This is a genomic window from Methanomethylovorans sp. (assembly GCF_041447285.1).
In the GTDB taxonomy this organism is placed as follows: domain Archaea; phylum Halobacteriota; class Methanosarcinia; order Methanosarcinales; family Methanosarcinaceae; genus Methanomethylovorans.
In genome coordinates this window covers 40982-48069 of the sequence record NZ_JBGMEB010000001.1, presented here as the reverse complement: position 1 = coordinate 48069, position 7088 = coordinate 40982, and the positions used below count along the sequence as shown (strand labels likewise).

Annotated in this window: 4 protein-coding genes; 1 reads left to right on the top strand and 3 read right to left on the bottom strand. The window is 38.6% G+C overall.

Translation table 11 applies throughout. From position 1 onward, the window contains the following. Positions 1–271 precede the first annotated feature (271 nt). Positions 272–3085 carry a PAS domain S-box protein gene (locus ACC612_RS00185; RefSeq protein WP_371852442.1) on the bottom strand — a complete coding sequence of 938 codons (2814 nt, stop codon included), beginning with the start codon at positions 3083–3085 and terminating at the stop codon, positions 272–274. A gap of 514 nt (positions 3086–3599) precedes the next feature. Between ACC612_RS00185 and ACC612_RS00180 the strand changes: the two genes are divergently transcribed. Next, complete coding sequence (locus tag ACC612_RS00180; protein WP_371852441.1) at positions 3600–4535, top strand: magnesium transporter CorA family protein; 936 nt, start codon at positions 3600–3602, stop codon at positions 4533–4535. A gap of 126 nt (positions 4536–4661) precedes the next feature. On the opposite strand, the gene ACC612_RS00175 is transcribed toward ACC612_RS00180, so the two are convergent. Both ACC612_RS00175 and pheT read right to left on the bottom strand, forming a co-directional pair. After that, positions 4662–5168, bottom strand: coding sequence for a chemotaxis protein CheW (locus tag ACC612_RS00175; RefSeq protein ID WP_371852440.1), 507 nt, complete (start codon positions 5166–5168; stop codon positions 4662–4664). Between the two features lie 210 nt (positions 5169–5378). Next, positions 5379–6995: a phenylalanine--tRNA ligase subunit beta gene (gene pheT / locus ACC612_RS00170; RefSeq protein ID WP_371852439.1), complete on the bottom strand. Its 1617-nt coding sequence runs from the start codon at positions 6993–6995 to the stop codon at positions 5379–5381. Positions 6996–7088 lie beyond the last annotated feature (93 nt).

The window sequence follows — 7088 nt, the reverse complement described above, 5'->3', positions numbered from 1 at the left end:
CAAGGAGATCTGTTCAAAAATACTGCTCTCTGGCTGTACTTTTAGTGGGGATGACCATAAACCTCGGCATTAATGAAAAGAAGGCTTTACAAGCCTTTGCTGAGTGAGGATACTACAAGGACCCTATTAGAATAGAAAATTCAACGCAAAAAGCTATATTATACGACAATTGACTTTAGTACTCAGCAACCAAAAAACCCTTTTATCCAATAGAAAATAAAACACAACACCAGGATTGTACTCACTTTTTAGAAAAGAAGTATTAATCTCCTTAGCAATAAGGCAGGGTAAAACTAAATATGCTGCCCTTGCCAACTTCACTTTCAACCCATACTTTACCACCATGCATTTCAACATACTTTTTGACCAGGACCAATCCAAGCCCTGTTCCTTCATGTTCACGCGTGAGATATGAATTCAGCTGTTTAAATGGCTGGAATAGTTTATAAAGATCCTTTGATGCTATCCCGACACCTGTGTCTGTTACACTGACCTCAAGCATGTTATCGATACGTTGTGCACTGATACTTACATAACCTTTTGTGGGAGTGAACTTAATTGCATTGCTAACAAGATTGTACAATATCTGTTTGAATTTGGTCTTATCTGCATTGATGTATGGAAGTTCGGCATCTATATTAAGATCAAGTTTAATTCCCTTTTTAAGTGCTATGGAAGATAACAAAGAATTGATCTCATTAATTGCATCGCATACAGAAAAAAGCTCTCGATTGAGCTCCATTTTACCTGCTTCTATTTTAGAAAGGTCCAGAATGTCATTGATGAGTTCCAGAAGATGTTTGCCACCATTTGATATATGATGCATGTAACGTATCTGTTTTTCATTAAGATTCCCTGCAGTTCCATTTATCATCATATCAGAAAAGCCAATGATAGAGTTTAACGGAGTACGCAGTTCATGACTCATAGTTGCAAGGAACTCTCCCTTGCTCTTATTAGCATCCTCAGCAGCTAGCTTGGCATGAAGTAACATATCTTCAGCCTGCTTTCTCTCTGTAATATCACGGCACACACAAAAAATGAATTTCTGGTCTCCAAACATGGCCGCATTTCCACTTATCTCCACATCTATGAAACTACCATCCTTGCGGCGATGTTTGGTCTCATGAATGACCCCTTTGCTATCAGCAAGCCTGATCATTTCCAGTAATTGCTCACGGGTATAATGGGTATCCCAGTCCCACATATACAATGAGAGAATTTCCTCAGATGAATAGCCCAGCATTTCAGCGTATTTCGGATTTGCCTCAAAGACCTTGCCATTTTGATCAAGAATTACTAATCCATCATTAGATTGCTCAAAAAGAATACTTCTTCTGGTTGCTTCTTCTGCGATCTTATCCTGGGCCTGCTTAAGTTCAGTTATATCTTGTAGAGTGCCGTATAACTTTACGACTTTATCATCCTTTATAAGAGGACGCCCAATTGCTCTGACCCATTTAGGTGTGCCTTTTACTGAGATAAATTCAAGTTCAAGGTCATATGGTTCTCTTTTCTCAATAACATCATTGATGGCCTTTTCTAGAATCTTCCTTGATCCTGGAGGGTAATGGTCAAATCCACCCTGAAGGCTTCGAACCTCATCTATTTCATTTATTCTTTTAACCTCAGAAGTTAATGTAGCCTTTCCAGATGGTAAATCAATTTCCCATCCTCCAATTTTTGCAATTCTGCCTACCTCTTCAAGAAGAGCCTCATTTTCCCTCAGCTTATTCTCAGTCTGCTTCATTTGAGTGATATCCCGGATCATTCCGATAACTACATTTCTTTCAGCAAAATACTCGGCCACTGAATGTATGTCACGGATAGCATCATCATTTTGCCATTTTATTTTAAAATACACATCGTAAGGTGACTTCCGTTCTACAAGACCTCTAAGCGCTTCATCAAGCATTGAACGATATCCAGGCAATGGCACATTCTGAATCACTCCGATAGTAAGCTGCTTTCCTTCTAATCCGTATATCCTGATCGCTTCTTCGGAAGCATCCACTTTGCCAGAGTTTAAATCTATTTCCCAGCTTCCAAAGCCTCCCAACTTCTGTGCAGCGCGAAGCTGCATCTCTCGCCTTCGCAATTCTTCTTCAGCCTTCTTGCGCTGAGTAATATCCCGGCCAACCCCTAATACACCAATCAAATACCCATTTGAGTCATACATTGGACTTTTGATAGTTTCAAGATATTCCCTATGCCCATCATCAGCATAAGTGATTTCCTCCTCATTCATGTTAGGCGTACAGGCATCCATGGCTTTCTTGTCATTCTGGGTAAAAAAGTCTGCCAGCTCTTTATCTACGAAATCATAATCGGTTTTACCAATGATCTCTGCTTCTTTTGCACCAAAAAAGCGTTCAAACTTACTATTGCACATGAGGTAATGACCATTCTGATCTTTCAACCAGACCAGATCTGGAATAGTATCTACCAATGTGCGCAATTGTCCCTTGCTATTTAACAAAGATCTGTCTGCTAACTTGAGGTCTGTTATGTCCTCACCGACACTAATAATACTGCAGATTTTCCCCTTTCGGTCCTTCAAAACAGTATTGTTCCAAATGATAGTTCTTTTACTCCCATCTCTGGTGATGATCTCATTTTCATAATATGATGGGAAATCAGCATTTTCAATTGTTCTATGAAAGACGGTCTTAATTTCAGAGATTATTTCTTTTGGCAGGAAAACATCAAACCAATTCCTGCCAAAAACATCTTCCGTTTTCCATCCTGCCAGATGGAGCAAAAAGTCGTTACAGAATATAATATTTGCACTTGAATCAAGTATTACGCCGGCAAGTCGGACGTTGTTAAGTAAAGTCTTTAGAGATTTATCAAATTCAGATTCTTCGGGTTCCATTTTTTTTCTTTCAGTGATGTCTACATGCTGCAAAATCACATTTGTAGGGCAATCTTGAGAAAGAGGATCAACTTTTACTAAAAAACATTTTTTCCCAGCCGGACCACATAACTGACATTGAAATTTGAATGCTTTCAATCTGCCTTCAATGACATCGAGTATCCCTTGCACTATCCCAGAATATTCTGATTCCTTATGTGTGAATTCCATGCAGAGTTTTAAATAATTACTTCCTTCACAACGTCCAGGATAATCTATACAATTATTCTGTAAAAACTCATTCCAACTTTTATTTGTGTAGCAAATAGTTCCATCAGAAGATAGTATGACAATACCATCTTCCCAAAAATCCATCGAACAGACTTCGGGTTTACAATTTGGAATAGGGGTGTTTTTTGAAGCCATACTTTAAGCCATAATATTGTTAATCGTAATTATATAATATAACTATTTATATGTTATTGAAATAATCTTGAAATCTATTTTGCCTGATACATATTTTTCTAAAGATAGTACGAATAATACTTTTAGACATAGGTTTGTTTAATGCATCATGTAACACACAAAATGAACTATTCAAATCCATGTCAGCGATCAATACTCAGTGGAAAAGGATATATGTGTTAATAGGCGTTTTTAGCCAATAGGGAGAAGATATTATAGGATAGTAACCAGGTGGGATTAATAAAGATCACTCCATAAAATGGAGATGAGGAGGCAGTTAATGTTCAGTATTTATAAATCAATAGAAAATAAGATTGTTAGCCTCGACACAATTGAAAAGGGAGCATGGGTAAACCTTGTAAATCCCACCGGAAAAGAGATCATAGACTTTTCTGAAAAACTAAGTATTCCTGTTGAACATCTTAAAGCAGCTTTGGATGAAGAAGAGCGTGCCAGGATTGAAGTGGATGATGAGTGCACCGTTGTCCTGATAGATGTTCCCGTTGCAAGTAAAGATACACCGGAAAGAGGAATATACTATACTATTCCACTTGGAATAATAATAACCAATGAAAACATTGTAACTGTTTCTCTAAGAGAAATCTCAGTTCTTCGGCCTTTTTTTGAAAATAATATGAAATCATTCTGGACATTCAAAAAAACTCGATTTCTCTTACAGATACTTTACCGTAATTCCAAAGTGTATCTTCAATATCTGAGAAATATAGATAAAACAAGTGACGTAATTGAAAATAGACTACATAAATCTTTGAAGAATGAGGAGTTAATACAACTCTTAGAGCTTGAAAAAAGTCTGGTCTACTTTTCAACCTCACTAAAGAGCAATGAAATTGTTCTCGAGAAGATACAGAGAGCAAACCTCATTAAAATGTATCCCGAGGATATGGAACTTCTAGAAGATGTAATAATAGAAAATAAGCAAGCAATAGAAATGGCAAACATTTATAGCAACATCTTAACCGGAACCATGGATGCCTATGCTTCAGTAATCTCAAACAACCTTAATATGGTAATGAAATTCTTGACATCAGTTACGATAGTTATATCCATTCCAACGATGGTTGCCAGTTTTTTTGGTATGAACGTACACGTTCCTTTTCAGAATAATCCTCATGCTTTCCTGATAATATTTATGATGTCAATACTATTCTCTGTAATACTATCGGTCTTCATGGTAAGAAAAGAGTTATTCTAAAAACAAGAGCAGGTTATTATTGTAGTAACCAGTCAAAAAACAGGCATCATAGACCAAGTAAATGTTTTCGATGATGTGAATCTCACATCATCGAACTATTGGATACCAATCCCGTAAACTGTATAATCAGCAGTATGCTACTTTTGAGACTGAGTCGTCAATTACTACTTTTGTAATGTCAAGAAGAATCAGCATCCTATCTTCAAGCTTGCCAACGCCTTTTAAGTAGTTAGTATCGATCTTACTGGAAATAATATCCGGCACAGGTTCCACTGTAGAAACTGGAAGTCTCATTACTTCACTTACAGAATCTACGACCATGCCTACAACATTATCATCAACTTCCGCTACTATTATACGTGAGCTCGCATCGTGTTCCTTTTGGTGCATACCGAACCTTATATCAAGATTAATAACTGTGATGATCTTGCCCCTTAGGTTGATAACACCTTTTACATAATCAGGAGAATGAGGAATACGTGTAATGTCAGGTATACGAATGATTTCCTGCACTTGCATGATGTCAAGTCCGAACTCTTCTTCAGCTAGCTGGAATACCACAAGTTGCAACAGTTCTTCGGAACGTGTTTCTTTTTTTAGTCCTGTTTCTTTTTTTAGTGCTAATTCGGCCATGAAGATACCTCGAAAGATATAGAATGATAATATATTATTAGAACATATATAAACATTTTTGTTAACACTTTTGTGAACATAGATCACACTACAGAAGATGTTCAGCAGCTAATAACTAACATTGAGGCTTTAATCCAACCTTGCCATGAAAGAAAAAGAAATAAAGATAGCAGGTAACCGAAAGTTGGTCAGGCTATCGATTTAAACGTTCTAAAGGAGTTTTATCTCAAACCCTACAACTGGCTGGCCTAATCCAAAATTGACCAGCACCTGAGGATAAAGTTCACCCATTACACCCACTTTAGTTCCATTGACTATAATATCAGCACGTCTGCCAGCAATGAATGCCGGATCTTCAGATTCTACCACCTCATACGAAATCTGCTTTTCCCGCATAAGAGCATCAACCAACTCCCTTACTTCAGTAAAGTTGGCAGCAGCGTGAATGGATACTGCAGCAAGATGCAAACCATTTTTCCCGTTAACAACTACCTCCCCTACTTCAAATATACGTTGAGGGAGTTCTCGGTGCTGGTTGAGAGATAATATTTCCATAAGGTTAGGCAAAAGTGTAGTCCTTACTATTGTCTGATCTTCACTGATCGGATGCATAACACAAGTGACATCATCCGTTACTGGACGGCACATCCATTGAAAATGAACTTTTTCACTGGTAAGTGTAAATGGCATTACTTCCGAGTATCCAAGACCCACCATAATGCTTCTTACATGGCCACGCTCCATTGAAACTGGATGCTGAGTTCCTATTGTAGCATTCATAGGTAGTATCGGCTTTATGTTCTTGTACCCATAAGCTATGGCTATGTCTTCTATAAGATCAGAGTTATCAAGGATATCTGCTCTGTAACCCGGAACCTGAACTTCCACAGTGCCATCTTCCATGACCTTTGCACCGAACCGCATGCGCTCAAGCATCTCAGCAATCTCTTCCAAAGAAAGCTCAATACCCGAAAGATCTAATACTTCCTTTGAAGTTAACTTGCGGATTTCAGGAGTCATATCAGGTGTCAGGCTCTCGGTACCATCGGCATTTATGATACGTACGAACTCTACCTGTCCGCCCCTCTCTGCAAGAGCACTTGTAACAATGATAAGAGCAGTATATACAGCATCACTGAGACCTGTTACATCGATAAACAGGTCTGTAGTGCCCTCATGAACCCTTGTAAGTGTACCGTTTATAATAGGCGGGAAGGAAAGCACATTACCATTAGAATCCGTGATAAGCGGATATTTAGACAGACCGTCTACGAGATGGGCAAACCTTACTCCTTTTGGATGCTTTTCAAGTATTTCCCTCATAGACATTGGCTCTGTGAAATCCAAAGGTATAAAAGTGAACTCAGGATCTACTGCCTGGTATTTGAAAGGCGGCTTGATATGTGCCATATCATGCACACCAATAGAAACTTTCTTACGGTTACGCCCGATAGCCCAGTGAAGGTCTTCCTGCAGGTCCATAAGAGATTTTATAGAGGAGGAACTGAACTTCATTCCTCTTACTACGGCACACCCCAATACAGGTCTGACTTTATCTACCTCAGCATCTTTGTAAATCTCAACACTATAAGGTTTTACCTCGTATTCACAAAGTCCCTTTTCGATTCCAAGGAAACCACGCATGGCTCTTGCGGCACCCTCTACACTATAAAGATCAGGGCGGCTTGGGAAAAACTCGATGTCAACATGGTCATCTTCTACACGTTCGACATCCGCACCAATCATAGGGATGCGGCTGACAATGGTTTTCCTATCGGCTCCTGTAAGCTTTTCAAGGTCATTATAATCTAGGGTGATCACTGGCATGGAATGTTAGCCTCTTGTATATTGAAAGACTGAATGCTACCTGAACATGAACCATCTGAGATTTAATATTTTTGTTCAGCACATGCCAGAGAT